A 16,341-nucleotide genomic window follows, 5' to 3' on the forward strand; every position below is an offset into this window, starting at 1 on the left:
GGGGGACGAAGCGGGGAAATACAGAGTGAACTGGCTGACTTAAGGGAGTAAAACAGCAGAGCCTGCTGGGATAGCAGGCTCTGTCACTGGGGCAGATGAAAAAACTACTCGTCAACCTCAGCCGCACTGCCCTGGGTCAGCAGCAGTTCGCGCACCACGCTGGTGGCAAAGCTGCCTGCTGGCAGCCAGAAGGACATCTCCAGCGTGACGTCATCCTGCCAGTTCCACTGCAAATCGCGGGGGATAACCAGCATGGCGCGGCGTGCGGCTTCCACGCGTTCACGATCCATCAGGGCAATCAGCGCACCTTCACCTGACAGGCTGTTTTGCTCAAAGGCCAGTGCTTCATCACGCGTACCCCACTCGCCGCTGCCAGGCAGCGGTGCGGTGATACGCAGTTCACTGGCATCAACACGCTGTTGTAAGGTATCCCGTTCCGCCGCCTCTGCCACAAACCAGCTGCCGCGTCCGGTTAACTGCAGAGCATCGCCCGGCAGGACCCGGGTCAGGGAGCCCTGCTGCGCCAGACGGTCACTCACCACCTGATTAAACATCGCGCTTCGCGCGGCAGAGAGAATGAAACTGCGTTTATTGCGCTCGCGCACGCGGATTTCATCGGCGGCCCAGCGTTGCGCCATTGTCAGGTTATTACCTTCGTGGCCAAAACGCTGGCTGCCAAAATAGTTGGGCACACCGTCACGGGCAATCAGTTGCAGGCGCTGTTCCACCGCATCACGGTCAGAAATCTGGCGCAGTACCAGCGTGAAAGCATTGCCCTGTAGTGCACCGGTCCGCAATTTACGGCGATGGCGGGCGCTTTCCAGCACCTCGACGCCAGTCAATTCAAATGCGGTCAGATCTGGCGTGATTTTGCCCGGTATGCGCAGGCAGAACCACTGTTCGGTCACCGCGTGGCGATCCTTCATCCCGGCAAAACTGACGTCACGTGGATGAATACCGACAAATTTGGCCAGCGCCTCTGCGACAAAGCGGGTATTGCAGCCATTTTTGCGGATGCGTACCAGCAGCTGTTCACCCTCTCCGTCCGGCGCGTAGCCGAGATCTTCAATGACTCTGAAGTCTTCAGCACTGGCCTTCAGCACGCCGCTGGCCACCGGCTGACCGTGCAGCCAGCCCTGTTTGCTTAAATCCATGCGTTACGCCTTTATCAGCAGAGCAACGGCTTCACAGGCAATGCCTTCGCCGCGCCCGGTAAACCCGAGTTTCTCAGTGGTCGTCGCTTTCACGTTGACGTCATCCATATGAATACCGAGATCTTCCGCAATATTGATGCGCATCTGTGGCGAATGGGGCAGCATCTTCGGGGCCTGAGCAATGATCGTGACATCAACGTTACCCACGCGATAGCCTTTTTTAGCAATCTGACGCAGGGCTTCCCGCAGCAGTTCACGGCTGTCTGCGCCTTTATAGGCCTCATCGGTGTCCGGGAACAGTTTGCCGATATCGCCCAGGGCGGCCGCCCCCAGCAACGCATCCGTCAGCGCGTGCAGCGCAACGTCGCCGTCGGAGTGTGCCAGCAGACCTTTCTCGTAAGGAATACGCACGCCACCAATAATCAGCGGGCCTTCGCCGCCAAAGGCATGTACATCAAAACCGTGACCGATACGCATTATGTGTTCTCCTAACTCTGTATTTGGGTCAGATAAAATTGCGCCAGCGCCAGGTCTTCCGGTCGCGTCACCTTCAGGTTATCACTGCGGCCACTGACCAGCTCAGGATGGTAACCGCAATACTCCAGCGCCGAAGCCTCATCAGTGATGGTCGCGCCGTCGTTCAGCGCGCGCAGCAGACAGTCGCGCAGCAGCGCCAGCGGGAAAAGTTGTGGTGTCAGCGCGTGCCACAGGGCTTCACGCTCGACGGTATGCCCGATATCACTGCGGCCAGCAACAGCACGCTTCATGGTATCACGCACCGGCGCGGCAAGAATGCCGCCCACTTTGCTGGTGGCCGTCAGCGCCAGCAGCCGGGTCAAATCACTCAGATGCAGACAGGGGCGCGCAGCGTCATGCACCAGCACCCACTCGGCTCCTTTTGCCGCCTGCAGTCCGGCCAGCACTGAATCCGCCCGCAGGCCGCCACCGGTGACCGTGCTCACGCGCGTATCGTGCGCCAGCGGTAACTGGCAAAAATACGCATCTTCCGGGCTGAGGGCCACAATGACCCGGCTGATGGCCGGATGGGCCAGCAGGGCATCAATGCTGTGTTCCAGAATCGTTTTACTGCCAATGGTGAGGTATTGTTTGGGGCGCTCAGAGAGCATACGGCTGCCGATCCCCGCAGCGGGGACAACAGCGATAATCTCCGGAAAGGACACGGCGCTATTCATGATAGTAATGACGGATGCTCATGGTAATGGCTACTGACGGGTGGTTCGCTGCTGTGCGTTTCGTTTATTTTGGTCCGGCACAAGGCGATAGAAAGTCTCGCCGGGTTTAATCATCCCCAGCTCATTGCGTGCGCGTTCCTCGATCGCTTCCGAACCGCCGTTTAAGTCGTCGATTTCGGCAAAAAGCTGATCGTTTCGCGCTTTAAGCTTGGCGTTATTGGCCTGTTGCACAGCAACATCCTCATTAACGCGTGTGTAATCATGAATGCCGTTCTTGCCCAGCCAGAGCGAATACTGCAGCCAGCCGAGAAGTACAAGTAACAGCAACGTAAGTTTTCCCATCCCCGCCCCCTGAAAAACGGCTCAATCATCCCATAACTTTTAGTACGACTCCACTCTGCCGGTGAAATAGAACCACTTTCTCAGAATAAGGTGCGAATACGCGCTAAAAAACAGCAGGATCGGGGTCCATTGACGCCCCGCATCGATAGATTTTGTAACGTTGCGACGTAATTATAAATATTAACCCAGCCGTTACCAGCCCGTCAGCAGCGTAAACAGCAGCCAGAACAGGGCGACGACCACCAGCACCGTTGCCAGTCCCGCCCAGACAAGGCGCTCCCGCAACAACACAGTGGCAACAATACCCACGATGACCGATACCGGTAAGAGTGCAAGGAAGAAGGGCCAGGTATAGAGGAAGAAGAATAACGTGTTAGAGCCGTAAAGCAGGAACGGAATCGCCAGTGCGACCCACCAGGAAACAAAGCCCATTACGCCACCGGGAACAGCCCATGAAGGCTCTTCCCGATCGCGCTCGTCTTTACGTGCCAGCATGGGGGTGACGTTATGCATAAATATCCCGTTGACGCTCAGGCGGAGGAACAGGAGCGGCCCACCGCCGGGTAACCGTCCGTTTGAACGGACGTTAGCCGAAGCTCTCAGGGTTTGATAATATCCCGCTGACGCAGCAGGTCTAATATCTGGGTGGTTAAATGTGTTACTAATTGTTCGCCATCCAGATGAATATCGGCGGCTTCAGGTGCCTCATACACAGCATCAATACCAGTGAAATTGCGCAACTCCCCGGCACGGGCCTTTTTATACAGCCCTTTCGGATCGCGTGCTTCACAGATGGCCAGCGGCGTATCGACGAAGACTTCAATAAAACGCCCTTCTCCAACCCTTTCACGTACGCTCTGCCGCTCGGCACGGTGAGGCGAGATAAAGGCCGTCAGAACCACCAGACCGGCATCGATCATCAGCTTCGCCACTTCGCCCACGCGACGGATATTTTCTTTGCGATCGGCATCACTGAAGCCGAGATCCCGGCATAAACCATGTCGCACGTTATCCCCGTCCAGCAGATAGCTGCTAACGCCAGCCCGGTGCAGCGCCTGCTCCAGCGCGCCGGCTACCGTGGATTTACCGGAACCTGACAGCCCGGTAAACCACAGCACCACACCCTGATGACCATGCTGCTGTTCGCGCTGCTCGCGGCTGACCGGATGCGCGTGCCACACCACATTCTCATCATGCTGCGCCATCTTACTGACCACCCAGCAGGTCGCGGACATTCCAGTGCGGGAAGTGACGACGCACCAACGCATTCAGCTCAAGCTCAAAGGCGCTGAACTCGCCAGGAACGGGCTGCGCCTCGTCCAGCGGCTGGCGGATCATACCCGCGCCGACGGTGACGTTGCTCAGGCGATCGATAAAGATCATCCCGCCGGTGACCGGGTTCTGCTGATAGGGATCGAGCACCATCGGTTCATCGAAGATCAGATCCACCAGCCCGATGCCGTTCAGCGGCAATGCCTCTACGTCATGCTGCGTCAGATTGTTGATCTCAACCTGATGGCGGATACGTTCCACACGCGCCCGGGTTTTCTTGCCAGCGATTTTAATATCGAAGCTCTGCCCGGGTACCAGGGGCTTTTCCGCCATCCAGACCACATCGACAGCAGCAGCCTGCACGGGCGTGAGATCGGCATCGGCGGCAACCAGCAGATCGCCCCGACTGATATCAATTTCATCTTTCAGCACCAGGGTAATCGCTTCACCGGCCACAGCCTGCTGCAGGTCTCCGTCGAAAGTCACAATACGCGCCACAGCGGACTCAACGCCTGAAGGGAGCACTTTTACCCGCTGGCCGACTTGTACCACGCCGGACGCCAGCGTACCGGCATACCCCCGGAAGTCGAGGTTAGGGCGGTTAACATACTGCACCGGGAAGCGCATGGGCTGCTGTTCAACCACGCGCTGCACATCAACGGTTTCCAGCACATCCAGCAGCGTCGGGCCGCTGTACCAGGACATCGCGGCACTCGGGGATGCGACGTTTTCGCCTTCCAGCGCCGACAGCGGGACAAAGCGAATATCCAGATCGCCCGGCAGCTGTCCGGCAAAGTCCAGATAGTCCTGTTTGATCTGCTCGAAGGTCTCCTGGCTGTAGTCCACCAGATCCATCTTATTGATCGCCACGATCAGATGCTTAATGCCCAGCAAGGTCGAGATAAAGCTGTGGCGGCGGGTTTGATCCAGCACGCCTTTACGCGCATCGATCAACAGGATCGCCAGATCGCAGGTGGAGGCACCGGTGGCCATATTCCGGGTGTACTGCTCGTGCCCCGGGGTATCCGCAATAATAAATTTGCGCTTCTCGGTGGAGAAGTAACGGTACGCCACATCGATGGTGATGCCCTGCTCACGTTCGGCCTGTAAACCGTCCACCAGCAGCGCGAGATCCAGCTTTTCCCCCTGAGTACCATGACGTTTACTGTCGTTGTGCAGGGAAGAGAGCTGATCTTCATAAATCTGGCGCGTGTCGTGCAGCAGGCGACCAATCAGCGTACTTTTACCATCGTCGACGCTGCCGCAGGTCAGGAAACGCAGCAGGCTTTTGTGCTGCTGCGTATGCAGCCACGCTTCCACGCCGCCCTGGTCGGCAATCTGTTGTGCAATTACTGTATTCATGACGATTCCTTAAAAGTAGCCCTGGCGTTTTTTCAGCTCCATTGAGCCGGCCTGATCGCGGTCGATCATGCGACCCTGGCGCTCACTGGTGGTGGACACCAGCATCTCTTCGATGATCCCTGGCAGCGTTTGCGCTTCAGACTCAACCGCGCCGGTCAGCGGCCAGCAGCCCAGGGTACGGAAGCGCACCATGCGTTGCTCGATCACTTCGCCCGGCTGCAGATCGATGCGGTCATCGTCGATCATCATCAGCATGCCGTCACGCTCCAGCACCGGGCGTTCAGCGGCCAGGTACAACGGAACAATCTCGATGTTTTCCAGGAAGATGTACTGCCAGATATCCAGCTCGGTCCAGTTAGAAAGCGGGAATACACGGATACTCTCGCCTTTATTGATCTGGCCGTTGTAGTTATGCCATAGCTCCGGGCGCTGGTTTTTAGGATCCCAGCGGTGGAAGCGGTCGCGGAATGAGTAAATACGCTCTTTAGCACGTGATTTCTCTTCATCGCGACGTGCGCCGCCGAAAGCGGCATCAAAACCGTATTTATTCAGCGCCTGCTTCAGCCCCTCGGTTTTCATAATATCCGTGTGCTTGGCACTGCCGTGTACAAACGGGTTGATGCCCATTGCCACGCCTTCCGGGTTACGGTGAACCAGCAGCTCCGCGCCAATATTTTTCACCATACGATCGCGGAACTCGTACATTTCGCGGAATTTCCAGCCGGTATCAACATGCAGCAGCGGAAACGGCAGGGTTCCCGGATAGAACGCCTTACGCGCCAGGTGCAGCATCACCGATGAGTCTTTTCCGATGGAGTACATCATCACCGGGTTACCGAATTCTGCCGCCACTTCGCGGATAATATGGATGCTTTCCGCCTCCAGTTGACGCAGATGAGTGAGTCGTTTCTGATCCATATCTTTTCCTCAAGCCAAATTCACAACAGGAGACTCTCGTCTGTCCTGCTGCGCTGAATGTTGGAACCATGCCAACTCCTGATGGAGATTGACCACTTCGCCAATCACTAACAGCGCCGGCGTTGGGGCGTTTCGTGCCAGTTCTTCAAGTTGGTCTAATGTACCGATCAGCACCTGCTGATCCTGGCGGGTACCACGGCCAATCACCGCTGCCGGCGTGGCCGGATCGCGCCCATGCGCCATCAGCTGACTGGCAATGTCGCCTGCCGCCATGGTGCCCATATAGATAGCCAGCGTCTGACGCGCCCGGGCCAGCGATGGCCAGTCCGTTCCCTGCCCATCTGCGCGGCAGTGCCCGGTGACAAACAGGACGCTCTGAGCATGATCGCGATGTGTCAGCGGAATCCCCGCGTAGGCCGTCGCCCCGGAAGCGGCAGTGACCCCTGGTACCACCTGGAAAGGGATGCCTGCCGCTACCGCAGCCTGAAGCTCTTCCCCACCCCGTCCGAAAATAAACGGGTCGCCGCCTTTCAGGCGCACCACACGTTTGCCTTTTTTCGCCAGCGTCACCAGCATCTGGTTGATCTCTTCCTGCGGTACGCTGTGAGCATTAGCCCGCTTGCCCACACAGATGCGGTCGGCATCACGGCGTACCAGATCCAGAATCTCATCGCTGACCAGGTGGTCATAAAGCACGACATCGGCCAGTTGCATCACCTGCAGGCCCCGCAGCGTCAGCAGTCCACTGTCTCCGGGTCCGGCACCAACGAGGATAATCTCACCCTGCGGGGCTTCCGGGTCGGTTAGCTGCTGGTCGAGGGTACGTTTGGCCCCTTCTACGTTGCCGGAGGCCACCTGATTGGCAAATAAACCGTTAAACGCTTTTTCCCAGAAACGACGGCGATCGGTCATTTTGTTAAAGCGGGCTTTGACCTTCCCACGCCACTGCCCGGCAATCTCAGCCATCTGCCCAAGGTTAGCCGGCAGTAGCGATTCCAGTTTTTCACGCAGCAGGCGCGCCAGCACCGGCGCCGTTCCGCTGGAGGAGATCGCCACCACCAGCGGGGAGCGATCGACAATAGAAGGAAAGATAAAGGAGCATTTCGGCTGATCATCGACCACGTTGGCCAGCAGATGGCGTTCAGTGGCGTCCAGATAGACCTGGCCGTTAAGGTCGCCATCATCGGTGGCGGCAATCACCAGGAACACCGTATCCAGCTGCGCAGGCTGATAATCCTTCGCCAGCCATTCAATGCTGTCATTGTCGTGCAGTGCGGCGAGCTCCTCACACAGATGGTGTGAAACGACCTGCACGCGGGCACCGGCACGGCGCAACAGTTCGATTTTGCGTGCAGCGACATCGCCACCGCCAACAACCAGCACCGGCTTGTGTCTGATGTCGGCAAAAAGAGGGAGATAATCCACGGGAACCCTGTCTATATCACTATTGTTAAAGGGACTATACGTCCCGCCCTTGAAGCTTATGAAATTACTAATTGGAATGAGTAGTTACTGAATGGAATAACGACCCGGTAAAGCTGCGAACAAAATGTGCTTAACGGATGATATTTCGCACCTTTCAGAGAGAATGAAATTGTCTAAAACGCGTCATGATTTCATACTGTCTGCGCAAAAAAATTCGCACATTTCGTTACAGGATAACGAATTAAGGAACCTTCCATGTTGACCCTTATGCGCCTGGGGGCGTTGGCAGCCATTTTTATTTGCGGCATCAGTCTGTCCGCGAATGCCGCCAGCATGAAGACCGGTAGCATTGCCGAACAGCAGCTACGCCATATTGCCACCTATTTTCCCGGCCGCATGGCAGGCAGCCCGGCCGATATGCTGACTGCCGACTATCTGCAGCAGCAGTTTACCGCACTCGGCTATCAGACAAACCAGCGTCGTTTCACCACCCGCTATGCTTATCAGCATCAGGCAGGCGACCAGACGTGGCGTAACGTCAATGCCACCTCGGTCATTGCCGCACGCGAGGGAAAGGTTGCGCAGCAGATTGTGATTGTCGCTCACAGCGACAGTTGGACACCGCATAACGATAACGAAACGCAGCTTAACCTCGGCGGTCTGACCAATCAGGGGGTTGACGATAACGCCTCAGGGCTGGGCGTCATGCTGGAGCTGGCACAGCGTCTCAGCACGCAGCCGCTGCATTACAGCCTGCGCTTCGTGGCCCTGAGCGGCGAAGAGATCGGACTGCAGGGCAGCGAAGATTATGTGTCACGCATGACTCCCGAAGAGAAACACAATACGCTGCTGGTCATTAATCTCGACAGTCTGGTTGTGGGCAGTCACCTTACTTTTATTAGCGGCCGTCAAACACCGAAGGCCGTGGCCCGCCAGACGCGCGATCGCGCCCGGTCGCTGGCGCGTCACCAGGGGATCAGCGCGACGACACAGACCGCGCAAGATGAAGGGCCTTTTGACCGCGCCGGTTTTCCGCTGTTATTGGTCAGGGCCAGCGATGCGCCCGGCGGCAAGCTGTCGCGCCCGGTCGCGCTGCATTTCCCGCTGGCCCTGCGTCACCAGGCACAGCGCGATAATCTGGCTTATATTGATCACTGGTTACCTGGCCGCATCACCCGCCGCGCCCATGATTCTGTCGCCGTGCTGCTGCCGCTGATCCGTGAACTGGCTAACCCTTAATCTCTGGAGTCATCCATGTACATTGTTTTTCTCACCTACACCCGCCCGATGGAAGAGGTGGAAGCCCTGCTGGAGCCACACGTGGCGTGGCTCAATCGTTACTTTACCGCCGGGGCGTTTATCAGCGCCGGGCGTAAAGATCCGCGCACCGGAGGGATGATCATGGTGAAAGAGATGGACAGGAAACAGCTGGATGCCATTCTGGCGGAAGACCCCTTCCAGCAGGTCGCCAGCTACGAGGTGACAAAAGTGAATATCACCCGCTCCGCCAATAAGTTTGCCGCACTGACCGGGATCTGAGGTTTATCATGCCTGCGGCAGTCATGGCAGAGGTCACCACTGACAGACAAAGAAACCATCCTGCCTGCGAATAAGTAAATACCAACAAGGAAGTCATATGTTTAAAAAGGATGTTTGTGGTTGGGCAGGCATTTTGCTGGGCAGTATCGCCCTGCTGCTGGTCATCACCCACTTTATGGCCGGTCCTTTTGCTCCCCGCCCTTCACTGGAAAGCATTGTAGCAACGAAAACGCTGGCAATTAAGCATGCGGCCTTAGACGCCCTGCACGGTAAGCCGCTGGTTGAAAAAGCAAAAAGTGTCGGCTGGAATATTGACCGCATACTGTCGATTATTAGCGCAATGATGGGGGCGGGTGCGGTGATCCTTGGCATCATTGGCTGGGCACGTAAGGAAGAACATCGTGTCGCAGCTGCCGCCGGGCTTCTGGGGCTGACGACGATTGCCTTTCAGCCTGCCATGGCTATCGTTGCCGCCATTATTCTGGCGGTGCTTATTGCAGGCGTCCTGCAAGGCCTGCTGGGATAACGAACGCGGGAATATGTGCCGATTTAATGACCGACCGAAACAAAAGGTCGGCCACTACGTAAATTTACTCGTGCAATCCGCACTCGCGCTTCAGGCCAAAGAAGCGGGTCTCTTCCTCTGCCATGCCCGGTTCCCATTTACGCGTCGTGTGCGTATCCCCCACCGAGAGATAGCCCTGCTCCCACAGCGGATGGTAGCTCAGACCGTGTTGCTGCAGATACTGATATACCTGACGGTTGTCCCAGTCGATGATCGGCAACAGCTTGAAGACGCCCTTCTTGATCGCCAGCACTGGCAGATGCGCGCGGCTACCTGACTGGTCGCGGCGCAGCCCGGCAAACCACGTCTGCGCTTTCAGCGTCGCCAGCGCACGGTTCATCGGCTCAACCTTATTAATCTGGTTGTAGCGCTCAATGCCCTCCACGCCCTGTTCCCACAGCTTGCCATAGCGTGCTTCCTGCCAGGCCGGGCTGTGCGCTGCGCGGAACACCTGAAGATTAAGATCCAGCTTCTCCGTCAGCTGATCAATAAACTGATAGGTTTCCGGGAACAGATAGCCCGTATCGGTCAGGATCACCGGAATATCCGGCTTCTGGCGTGCCACCAGATGCAGACTGACCGCTGCCTGAATACCAAAACTGGAGGTCAGCACGGCTTCACCCGGCAGATTTTCCAGCCCCCAGATCACCCGATCCTCGGCGGAAAGTTTATCCAGCATATTATTGATTTCAGCGAGCGCCATGATGCGCTCCACCTTTGGTAAGTCGTTCAGTGCAGTGAGATCGAGAACGGCCATATTACACCTCCATCATTCCCAGAAATCGCGGGCCGGATCGAGTACCGGTCTGATAATACCGGTACGGATGGTGAAATCACCGAAGCCTTCATTTGCTTCGCGCTCTTTCGCCCAGCGGCCAATCAGTTCGTCCAGGGTCGCCAAGATCTGCTCTTCATTGATGTTTTCGCTGTACATCCGCGGGATGCGTGTGCCGATGCGGTTACCTCCAAGATGGAGGTTATAACGCCCCGGAGCCTTGCCCACCAGCCCCACCTCAGCCAGCAGTGCACGGCCACAGCCGTTCGGGCAGCCGGTGACGCGCAGGACAATGTGCTCATCTCCCACCCCGTGGGCGGTCATGATGCCCTCCACACGCGTGACAAATTCCGGCAGGAAGCGTTCGGCTTCGGCCATCGCCAGCGGGCAGGTAGGGAAGGACACGCAGGCCATGGAGTTTTCGCGCTGGTGACTGACGTTTTCCATCAGACCATGCGACACCGCCAGCTGTTCGATGACCTCTTTTTCAGACTCCGGCACGCCCGCAACAATCAGGTTCTGATTGGCCGTTAAGCGGAAGTCGCCCTGATGGATTTTGGCAATTTCAGCCAGACCGGTTTTCAGCGGCCGGCCCGGATAGTCCAGCAGTCGGCCATTCTCAATAAACAGCGTCAGGTGCCATTTATTATCAATGCCTTTAACCCAGCCAAAGCGATCGCCACGGGTAGTAAATTCATACGGACGGGTTGGTTCAAAGGTGATGCCGGCACGGCGCTCCACTTCCGCCTTAAAGACATCCGGCCCCACCCGTTCCAGCGTGTATTTCGTTTTAGCATTTTTACGGTCAGTACGGTTGCCCCAGTCACGCTGGGTCGTCACGACTGCGGTGGCCACATCCAGGATCTTATCAACTGGCAAATAACCAAATTCAGACGCCGTGCGCGCATAGGTCGCTTTATTACCGTGGTCGATCGACAGGCCACCGCCCACCAGCAGGTTAAAGCCGACCAGCCTGCCGTTCTCAGCAATGGCGATAAAGTTCAGGTCATTGGCGTGCAGATCGACATCGTTATGCGGCGGCACCACTACGGTCGTTTTAAATTTACGCGGCAGGTAAGTTTCACCGAGGATCGGCTCGACATCGGTGGTAGCGACCTTTTCCTGGTCCAGCCAGATTTCAGCATAAGCACGGGTCTGCGGCAGCAGGTGCTCAGAGAGTTTTTTTGCCCACTCATACGCTTCCTGATGCAGTTCAGACTCAATCGGGTTTGAGCTGCAGAGCACGTTACGGTTAACGTCGTTCGCCGTCGCCAGCGCATCCAGCCCCACTTCATGCAGCATCTGGTGCGCCGGTTTCACGTTACCTTTCAGAATGCCGTGAAACTGGAAGGTCTGGCGGTTGGTCAGACGGATACTGCCGTAAATGGTGTTATCGGCGGCGAACTTATCAATGGCCAGCCACTGCGTCGGCGTGATGATCCCGCCCGGCAGACGGCAGCGCAGCATCATCGCATGGCGCGCCTCCAGCTTCTGCTCTGCACGTTCAGCACGAATGTCGCGGTCATCCTGCTGGTACATACCGTGAAAACGGATCAGCAGGAAGTTATCGCCGTTAAAGCCGCCGGTCAGCCCGTCATGCAGGTCTTCGGCAATGCCACCGCGCAGATAGTTACTCTCTTTTTTCAGGCGCTCGGCGTCGACCAGCTTCCCTTCAACGACCAGCGGCCCTGGGTATTTTTCATTGCTCATTAGTACACATCTCGCTGATAACGGCGCTCAATGCGCAGCTCACTTAAAAACTCATCGGCCGATTCGATGTCCATTGCACCAAATTCAGCTACCACTTCCAGTAATGCCTGTTCAACATCTTTTGCCATGCGATTGGCATCGCCGCAGACATAGATGTGGGCACCCTCTTCTATCCAGCGCCACAGCTCCGCCCCTTTTGCGCGAATTTTATCCTGCACGTAAATTTTGTGTTTCTGGTCACGCGACCAGGCCAAATCGATATGCGTCAGCAGGCCGTCTTTGACATAGCGCTGCCACTCCACCTGGTAAAGAAAATCTTCGGTAAAGTGCGGGTTACCGAAGAACAGCCAGTTTTTACCACCGGCACCGTCGCTGTCACGCTGCTGCATAAAAGCGCGGAACGGTGCAATACCAGTACCCGGGCCAATCATAATCACTGGCGTATCCGGACTGGCAGGCAGGCGGAAGTTATCATTATGTTCAATGAAGATGCGCACCCCGTCATCCTCCTGCAGCCGGTCGGCCAGATAGCTGGAAGCGCCTCCTGCACGGGCTCGGCCTTCAATCTCGTAGCGCACCGCCCCCACGGTGATATGGACTTCGGTTTCATTTTCCGCCTGCGAAGAAGCGATAGAATATAGACGTGGCGTCAGCGGGCGCAGCAGCCCGGTGAGCTGTTCCGCGTTCAGTTCCGTAGGGGCATAACGCACCATATCCACAATAGGGGTGTTCTGCGCATACTGTTGCAGTCTGGCTTTCTCTTCCGTCTCCGCCAGCAGCGCTTCATTACGGGAAAGCCTGGCATAATGTTCAACAATCTGCGGCGTATTGACCGTCAGTTCGTAATGTTTTTGCAGCGCTTCCGTCAGTGGCAGCGTGATCCCGTCAACGGACACGGGCTCATCGCCTTTCAGCCACAGCAGTTCCAGCAGCTCTTTTACCAACAGGGGGTCGTTCTCATACCATACGCCCAGGGCATCTCCCGGCTGATAGCGCAGTCCAGAATCACCAAGATCAATTTCAATATGCCGCACATCTTTATCGGAATCGCGGCCGGTAATTTTCTGGTTAACGGCAAAACTGGCGGTCAGGGGCGCTTCTTTGCTGTAAGGGCTGCTGTGGATCTCATTCACGCTCCCCGTCACGGCGGCAGTCACCTGGAGGGCGCTGGCATCCGGCACACGGGCTTTCAGCACCGCAACGATCTGTTTGCGCCAGTCTTCCGCCTGCGCGGCATACTCCACGTCGGCATCAACGCGCTCCAGCAGACGCTCACCGCCCAGTTCCGCCAGCTTGCTGTCGAAATCTTTACTGGCCTGGCTGAAGAATTCGTAAGAGGTGTCCCCCAGACCAAACACCGCAAATGCGCAGCCGTCCATTTTCGGTGCTTTTTTCGACATCAGGAATTTATGCAGCGCCACAGCTTCTTCCGGTGGCTCGCCCTCACCCTGCGTGGAGGTCACCACCACCAGCAGTTTTTCCTGACCGATCTGCTTAAATTTGTAATCACCGGCATTGACCAGGTTAACGTTCAGCTTTTCGCTCAGCAGGTCGTCGCGCAGCTGTTCAGCCAGGCGGCGTGCATTTCCGGTCTGCGAGGCAGAAAGAAGCGTAATCGCAGGCACCTCAACCGCCGGTGCGCTGGTGACCGTCGCACCCGGCGCCTGATTGACCATGCCCCAGAAGTAACCGGAAAGCCACGCCAGCTGAGTAGGTGAATAATCACCGGTGGCTGCCTGCAAGCGGGCAAGCTGTTCCGGATTAAGGGGAAGCATGTTGGGGGGTGCCTGAGTCGTCATTTCGTTGAAAAGTCCAAGGTCGGAAATCTATTAACAACAGGGTAAGGGCAAGCATAATAACCCTTAAATAAGGGTTGGAAATAATAAATAACCAAAATGACTAAGCGGTTTTATGGGTAACGGTTAGCGACAAAACAGATTGATTATTATTTTATTTTTCAATGGATTACAAACCACACCGTTCTCAGGTGTTTCCGGTTATGTCGTTCAGCCGGGAAACGGGTGCGAAAAAAGCGGTTTTCCGGTATCCTGCGGCGGTTTTATTGATGAAGACTGAGACTGTCACTATGGCTACTACGCTGTTTAAAGATTTTCAATTCGAAGCCGCACACCACCTGCCGAATGTGCCGGAAGGGCACAAATGCGGACGCCTGCACGGGCACTCCTTTATGGTTCGTCTGGAAATTACTGGCGAAGTGGATGCGCATACCGGCTGGGTGATGGACTTTTCCGAGATCAAAGCGGCTTTTAAGCCGATCTACGATCGTCTGGATCACTACTATCTCAATGATATTCCTGGCCTTGAGAACCCAACCAGCGAAGTGCTGGCTGCATGGATCTGGCAGCAGATGAAGCCAGTACTGCCGCTGTTAAGCGCTGTACTGGTAAAAGAAACCTGCACTGCCGGTTGCGTTTATCGCGGATAATGACAAGAAGGCTCGCTGCGCTCGCGGGCCTTTTTCTTTCTCTTTTTTGCCATTATCACTGGGGGGTAAAAAACATATTCCATTCGAATCTATAGTAGCACCGCAAGATATAAGCGTCTTTTTCTGCCCCGTGATAATCTCTCGCCATAAAATAAAATAGCAGTAATCGTGTCTCAGGACAGGTGTAACATGCCCCCATGGTTAAGTCTGGCAATTGATTCATTCTGGCCGATGCTGTATGCCGGCGTCACCTTCACTATTCCATTAACGCTTATTTCATTTGCGCTGGGTTTATCGCTGGGCTTTATTGTGGCCCTGGCAAGATTATATGGCCCGAAGCCATTACAGTACATTGTTCGCTTTTATGTCTGGCTTATTCGCGGCACCCCGTTACTGGTACAGCTTTTCCTTATTTTCTATGCCCTGCCCGGGGTGGGTATAACGCTGGATGCCTTCCCGGCAGCCGTTATTGGCTTTACCCTGAATATCGGGGCCTATACCTCCGAAGTGATACGCGCCACGCTGCTCTCGGTGCCGAAAGGCCAGTGGGAAGCCGCACACTCGATCAGCATGAGCTGGGCCCAGGCACTGCGTCGTATCATTATCCCTCAGGCGGCGCGGATTGCCGTTCCGCCGCTGTCCAACACCTTTATTTCACTGGTAAAAGACACGTCGCTGGCCTCGGTGATTACCGTCCCTGAAATGTTTCTGGCGGCACAGCGTATTGCAGCGGTGACCTATCAGCCCTTAATCCTGTATACCGAAGCCGCCATTATTTATTTACTGATCAGCTCGGTATTATCGGCGTTACAGACCCGACTGGAAAATAAGCTCGCCAATAATGGCGCAGTAAAGGTAAGAGATAATGATAAAATTATCCAACATTGATAAACAGTTCGATGGCAATCCGGTCTTAAAAAAGATTAACCTGACCATTAATGAAGGCAGCGTCACCGCCCTCATCGGCCCTTCCGGCAGTGGCAAGAGCACCTTATTGCGCTGCATTAATTTGCTGGAAATCCCCCAGGCGGGGGAGCTGACTATCGGCCATGAGCACCTCGTTTTTACCGGCAGCGCCCGCCCGGGCCGTAAAGATATTCGCCGTATCTGCCAGCAAACCGGCATGGTATTTCAAAACTTTCAGCTGTTTCCTCATCTGACGGTGATAGAAAACATTATGGAAGGTCTGGTCACTGTCCATAAGCAGCCCGTTCAGCAGGCGCGGCAGCGGGCAGAAGCCCTGCTGGAAAAGGTGGGGATGGGCCATAAACGCGATGCCCTGCCCGGCACGCTGTCAGGGGGTCAACAACAGCGTGTGGCCATTGCCCGGGCGCTGGCCCCCTCGCCTAAAGTGCTGCTGTGTGATGAACCGACCTCGGCGCTGGATCCCGAACTGTCGCTGGAAGTGGTGGCGGTACTGAAACAGCTGGCGAAAGAGGGAATGACCATGCTGATGGCCACCCACGACCTGCGGCTGGCGGCAAATATTGCCAATAACGTGGTGTTTCTGGAAGCGGGCGAGATCGTCGAGACGGGCACCTCCCGTGACCTGTTTACCCGTGCAGAAAAGCCCCGAACCAAAGCGTTTATTTCCACCCTGACAGACACCCTGCCCGATTCATGGGAAATATAATTAAAGA

General features: G+C 56.1%; 18 protein-coding genes. 6 read left to right on the forward strand and 12 right to left on the reverse strand.

Annotation, left to right across the window (positions count from 1 at the left end):
* Positions 1-104: 104 nt before the first annotated feature.
* From truD to cysG, 9 genes are all read right to left on the reverse strand, one after another.
* Complete coding sequence (gene truD / locus EPE01S_RS08460) at positions 105-1,154, reverse strand: tRNA pseudouridine(13) synthase TruD (protein ID WP_062744198.1); 1,050 nt, start codon at positions 1,152-1,154, stop codon at positions 105-107.
* A gap of 3 nt (positions 1,155-1,157) precedes the next feature.
* On the reverse strand, positions 1,158-1,631 hold the full coding sequence (ispF, locus tag EPE01S_RS08465) for a 2-C-methyl-D-erythritol 2,4-cyclodiphosphate synthase (protein ID WP_062744199.1): 474 nt from the start codon (positions 1,629-1,631) through the stop codon (positions 1,158-1,160).
* A gap of 11 nt (positions 1,632-1,642) precedes the next feature.
* A complete protein-coding gene (gene ispD / locus EPE01S_RS08470; RefSeq protein WP_062744200.1) occupies positions 1,643-2,347 on the reverse strand; it encodes a 2-C-methyl-D-erythritol 4-phosphate cytidylyltransferase in 705 nt (234 codons plus the stop codon).
* Positions 2,348-2,377: 30 nt separating this feature from the next.
* On the reverse strand, positions 2,378-2,689 hold the full coding sequence (ftsB, locus tag EPE01S_RS08475) for a cell division protein FtsB (RefSeq protein ID WP_062744201.1): 312 nt from the start codon (positions 2,687-2,689) through the stop codon (positions 2,378-2,380).
* A gap of 192 nt (positions 2,690-2,881) precedes the next feature.
* Complete coding sequence (locus tag EPE01S_RS08480; RefSeq protein WP_062744202.1) at positions 2,882-3,202, reverse strand: DUF3561 family protein; 321 nt, start codon at positions 3,200-3,202, stop codon at positions 2,882-2,884.
* An 86-nt stretch (positions 3,203-3,288) separates the two neighbouring features.
* Positions 3,289-3,894 (reverse strand): adenylyl-sulfate kinase, encoded by a 606-nt coding sequence (cysC, locus tag EPE01S_RS08485; RefSeq protein WP_062744203.1) that lies wholly within the window; start codon positions 3,892-3,894, stop codon positions 3,289-3,291.
* 1 nt (position 3,895) lies between these two features.
* The gene (gene cysN, locus EPE01S_RS08490; protein WP_062744204.1) at positions 3,896-5,323 is read right to left on the reverse strand and encodes a sulfate adenylyltransferase subunit CysN; all 1,428 of its coding nucleotides are present in this window, start codon (positions 5,321-5,323) and stop codon (positions 3,896-3,898) included.
* A gap of 9 nt (positions 5,324-5,332) precedes the next feature.
* A complete protein-coding gene (cysD, locus tag EPE01S_RS08495) occupies positions 5,333-6,241 on the reverse strand; it encodes a sulfate adenylyltransferase subunit CysD (RefSeq protein WP_062744205.1) in 909 nt (302 codons plus the stop codon).
* A gap of 9 nt (positions 6,242-6,250) precedes the next feature.
* On the reverse strand, positions 6,251-7,666 hold the full coding sequence (gene cysG / locus EPE01S_RS08500; protein WP_062744206.1) for a siroheme synthase CysG: 1,416 nt from the start codon (positions 7,664-7,666) through the stop codon (positions 6,251-6,253).
* A gap of 255 nt (positions 7,667-7,921) precedes the next feature.
* On the opposite strand from cysG, the gene EPE01S_RS08505 reads away from it, so the two are divergent.
* The 3 genes from EPE01S_RS08505 (at position 7,922) to yidI (ending at position 9,731) form a co-directional block, all read left to right on the forward strand.
* Positions 7,922-8,905, forward strand: coding sequence for an aminopeptidase (locus tag EPE01S_RS08505; RefSeq protein ID WP_062744207.1), 984 nt, complete (start codon positions 7,922-7,924; stop codon positions 8,903-8,905).
* Between the two features lie 15 nt (positions 8,906-8,920).
* Complete coding sequence (locus EPE01S_RS08510) at positions 8,921-9,205, forward strand: YciI family protein (protein ID WP_062744208.1); 285 nt, start codon at positions 8,921-8,923, stop codon at positions 9,203-9,205.
* Positions 9,206-9,302: 97 nt separating this feature from the next.
* Positions 9,303-9,731 carry an inner membrane protein YidI gene (gene yidI, locus EPE01S_RS08515; RefSeq protein WP_062744209.1) on the forward strand — a complete coding sequence of 143 codons (429 nt, stop codon included), beginning with the start codon at positions 9,303-9,305 and terminating at the stop codon, positions 9,729-9,731.
* 64 nt (positions 9,732-9,795) lie between these two features.
* Here yidI and EPE01S_RS08520 read toward each other — a convergent pair whose 3' ends face one another.
* The 3 genes from EPE01S_RS08520 to cysJ are packed head-to-tail and all read right to left on the reverse strand — an operon-like array spanning position 9,796 to position 14,054.
* Complete coding sequence (locus EPE01S_RS08520) at positions 9,796-10,527, reverse strand: phosphoadenylyl-sulfate reductase (protein WP_062744210.1); 732 nt, start codon at positions 10,525-10,527, stop codon at positions 9,796-9,798.
* 12 nt (positions 10,528-10,539) lie between these two features.
* The gene (gene cysI / locus EPE01S_RS08525; RefSeq protein WP_062744211.1) at positions 10,540-12,255 is read right to left on the reverse strand and encodes an assimilatory sulfite reductase (NADPH) hemoprotein subunit; all 1,716 of its coding nucleotides are present in this window, start codon (positions 12,253-12,255) and stop codon (positions 10,540-10,542) included.
* A complete protein-coding gene (cysJ, locus tag EPE01S_RS08530; RefSeq protein ID WP_062744212.1) occupies positions 12,255-14,054 on the reverse strand; it encodes an NADPH-dependent assimilatory sulfite reductase flavoprotein subunit in 1,800 nt (599 codons plus the stop codon). Before cysJ ends, cysI begins: the two co-directional genes overlap by 1 nt.
* 287 nt (positions 14,055-14,341) lie before the next feature.
* Here cysJ and queD point away from each other — a divergent pair, with 287 nt between their 5' ends.
* The 3 genes from queD (at position 14,342) to EPE01S_RS08545 (ending at position 16,334) form a co-directional block, all read left to right on the forward strand.
* Positions 14,342-14,701 (forward strand): 6-carboxytetrahydropterin synthase QueD, encoded by a 360-nt coding sequence (queD, locus tag EPE01S_RS08535; protein WP_062744340.1) that lies wholly within the window; start codon positions 14,342-14,344, stop codon positions 14,699-14,701.
* Between the two features lie 189 nt (positions 14,702-14,890).
* Positions 14,891-15,589 (forward strand): amino acid ABC transporter permease, encoded by a 699-nt coding sequence (locus tag EPE01S_RS08540; protein WP_062744213.1) that lies wholly within the window; start codon positions 14,891-14,893, stop codon positions 15,587-15,589.
* Entirely contained in the window at positions 15,567-16,334 is a 768-nt protein-coding gene (locus tag EPE01S_RS08545) for an amino acid ABC transporter ATP-binding protein (RefSeq protein ID WP_062744214.1), read from the forward strand. The genes EPE01S_RS08540 and EPE01S_RS08545 overlap by 23 nt, the downstream gene beginning before the upstream one ends.
* Positions 16,335-16,341 lie beyond the last annotated feature (7 nt).

It is taken from the genome of Erwinia persicina NBRC 102418 (genome assembly GCF_001571305.1).
Taxonomy (GTDB): domain Bacteria; phylum Pseudomonadota; class Gammaproteobacteria; order Enterobacterales; family Enterobacteriaceae; genus Erwinia; species Erwinia persicina.

Coding starts and splice junctions, on each gene's coding strand:
- cysC (WP_062744203.1), bottom strand. CDS start 3,894: ATGGCGCAGCATGATGAGAATGTGGTGTGGCACGCGCATCCGGTCAGC.
- ftsB (WP_062744201.1), bottom strand. CDS start 2,689: ATGGGAAAACTTACGTTGCTGTTACTTGTACTTCTCGGCTGGCTGCAG.
- EPE01S_RS08510 (WP_062744208.1), top strand. CDS start 8,921: ATGTACATTGTTTTTCTCACCTACACCCGCCCGATGGAAGAGGTGGAA.
- cysJ (WP_062744212.1), bottom strand. CDS start 14,054: ATGACGACTCAGGCACCCCCCAACATGCTTCCCCTTAATCCGGAACAG.
- EPE01S_RS08520 (WP_062744210.1), bottom strand. CDS start 10,527: ATGGCCGTTCTCGATCTCACTGCACTGAACGACTTACCAAAGGTGGAG.
- EPE01S_RS08480 (WP_062744202.1), bottom strand. CDS start 3,202: ATGCATAACGTCACCCCCATGCTGGCACGTAAAGACGAGCGCGATCGG.
- cysI (WP_062744211.1), bottom strand. CDS start 12,255: ATGAGCAATGAAAAATACCCAGGGCCGCTGGTCGTTGAAGGGAAGCTG.
- EPE01S_RS08545 (WP_062744214.1), top strand. CDS start 15,567: ATGATAAAATTATCCAACATTGATAAACAGTTCGATGGCAATCCGGTC.
- EPE01S_RS08505 (WP_062744207.1), top strand. CDS start 7,922: ATGTTGACCCTTATGCGCCTGGGGGCGTTGGCAGCCATTTTTATTTGC.
- ispD (WP_062744200.1), bottom strand. CDS start 2,347: ATGAATAGCGCCGTGTCCTTTCCGGAGATTATCGCTGTTGTCCCCGCT.
- cysN (WP_062744204.1), bottom strand. CDS start 5,323: ATGAATACAGTAATTGCACAACAGATTGCCGACCAGGGCGGCGTGGAA.
- truD (WP_062744198.1), bottom strand. CDS start 1,154: ATGGATTTAAGCAAACAGGGCTGGCTGCACGGTCAGCCGGTGGCCAGC.
- cysD (WP_062744205.1), bottom strand. CDS start 6,241: ATGGATCAGAAACGACTCACTCATCTGCGTCAACTGGAGGCGGAAAGC.
- EPE01S_RS08540 (WP_062744213.1), top strand. CDS start 14,891: ATGCCCCCATGGTTAAGTCTGGCAATTGATTCATTCTGGCCGATGCTG.
- ispF (WP_062744199.1), bottom strand. CDS start 1,631: ATGCGTATCGGTCACGGTTTTGATGTACATGCCTTTGGCGGCGAAGGC.
- queD (WP_062744340.1), top strand. CDS start 14,342: ATGGCTACTACGCTGTTTAAAGATTTTCAATTCGAAGCCGCACACCAC.
- yidI (WP_062744209.1), top strand. CDS start 9,303: ATGTTTAAAAAGGATGTTTGTGGTTGGGCAGGCATTTTGCTGGGCAGT.